This is a genomic window from Roseateles sp. GW821-FHT09B06 (assembly GCF_059418245.1).
In genome coordinates this window covers 1-1,683 of the sequence record NZ_JBWKPM010000060.1, presented here as the reverse complement: position 1 = coordinate 1,683, position 1,683 = coordinate 1, and the positions used below count along the sequence as shown (strand labels likewise).

The window sequence follows — 1,683 nt, the reverse complement described above, 5'->3', positions numbered from 1 at the left end:
TGCGCTGCGCGCCGCCGCCGGACGCCGCGGCCGCGGCGTCGCCCCCGAAGCCGCCCAGGATCACGTTGAAGAACGAGCGGTTCATCGCCTTGCACATGATGTAGCTCAGGATCGCGCCCGAGCTGCCCACCAGCGAGCCGGCGATGATCAGCATGCTGTTGTTCAGCGAGAAGCCGATGCCCGCCGCGGCCCAGCCCGAGTAGCTGTTCAGCATCGACACGACGACCGGCATGTCCGCCCCGCCGATCGGGATGATCAGCAGCACGCCTAAAGCGAAGCCCAGCGCCAGGATCAGCCCGAAGTCGATCCAGCTCTGCGAATGCCAGAAGCCGAAGCAGAAGAAGGCCGCCGCCAGGCCCAGCGCGAGGTTGAGCTTGTGCTGGCCGGCGAAGCTCACCGGCGCGCCCTGGAACAGGCGGAACTTGTACTTGCCGCTGAGCTTGCCGAAGGCGATCACCGAGCCGCTGAAGGTCACCGCGCCGATGAAGGCGCCCAGCGCCAGCTCGATGCGGTTGCCGCCGGGAATGGCGCCTCCCATCCCGCCCTCCGGCTTGCTGGTGATGCCGAAGGCCCAGGGTTCGACCACGGCCGCCGCGGCGATGAAGACCGCGGCCAGGCCGATCATGCTGTGCATGAAGGCCACCAGCTCGGGCATCTTGGTCATCTCGACCTTGTTGGCCATGTAGGCGCCGAGGCCGCCGCCGACCACCAGGCCCGCCAGCACATAGGCAAGACCCGGCCCCTGGCCGCCGGCCAGCTTGAGGATCAGCGCCGCGGTGGTCAGGGCCGCGATCGCCATGCCCACCATGCCGAAGAGGTTGCCGCGGATCGAGGTCGTGGGATGCGACAGGCCCTTCAGCGCCTGGATGAAGCAGACGCTGGCGACCAGGTACAGCAGGGTGACGACATTGAGGCTCATCACTTGCCCTCCTTCTTGGCCACGGCCTTGTCCTTCTTCTTGAACATCTCCAGCATGCGCCGGGTCACCAGGAAGCCGCCGAACACATTGACCGCGGCCAGCGCCACCGCCAGCGTGCCGAGGATCTTGCCGGCGTTGCTCTCGGTCAGCGCCGCCGCCAGCATCGCGCCGACGATGACGATCGCCGAGATCGCGTTGGTGACGGCCATCAGCGGCGTGTGCAGGGCCGGCGTGACGGTCCAGACCACGTGGTAGCCCACATAGATGGCCAGCACGAAGATGATCAGGTTGGTGATCGTGGGGGAAATCAGTTCCATGATGCGTCCTCAGCTCCGGGTGACCTGGCCGTCGCGACTCATCAGGCAGGCCGCCACGATGTCGTCGTCCATCGGCACCTGGAACGCCCCCTCCTTCGTGATCACGAGCTTGAGGAAGTCCAGCACATTGCGCGCATACAGGGCCGAGGCATCGGCCGCCACCAGGGCCGGCAGATTGGTCTCGCCGACGATCGTCACGCCATGCCTGAGCACCGTCCTGCCGGCCTCGGTCAGCGGGCAGTTGCCGCCCACGCCGTCCGGGCCCTTGCCGGCGGCGATGTCGACGATCACCGAGCCGGGTTTCATCGACCTCACCATGTCCTCGCTCACCAGCACCGGCGCCGCGCGGCCCGGGATCAGCGCCGTCGTGATCACGATGTCGGCCTGTGCCACTCGCTTGGCCACCTCCAGCTGCTGGCGCGCCAGCCAGCTCGGCGGCATGGCCCG

Annotated in this window: 3 protein-coding genes; all 3 read right to left on the bottom strand. The window is 67.7% G+C overall.

Annotation, left to right across the window (positions count from 1 at the left end; genetic code table 11):
* The coding region (locus AC07OQ_RS24415; RefSeq protein WP_495055733.1) for an NAD(P)(+) transhydrogenase (Re/Si-specific) subunit beta at window positions 1-919 on the bottom strand (919 nt) is incomplete at its 3' end.
* A complete protein-coding gene (locus AC07OQ_RS24410) occupies window positions 919-1,236 on the bottom strand; it encodes an NAD(P) transhydrogenase subunit alpha part 2 (protein ID WP_495055732.1) in 318 nt (105 codons plus the stop codon). The genes AC07OQ_RS24410 and AC07OQ_RS24415, both read right to left, overlap by 1 nt.
* A 9-nt stretch (window positions 1,237-1,245) precedes the next feature.
* Window positions 1,246-1,683, bottom strand: a 438-nt coding sequence (locus AC07OQ_RS24405) for a Rossmann-fold NAD(P)-binding domain-containing protein (protein ID WP_495055731.1), incomplete at its 5' end; no start/stop codon positions are given.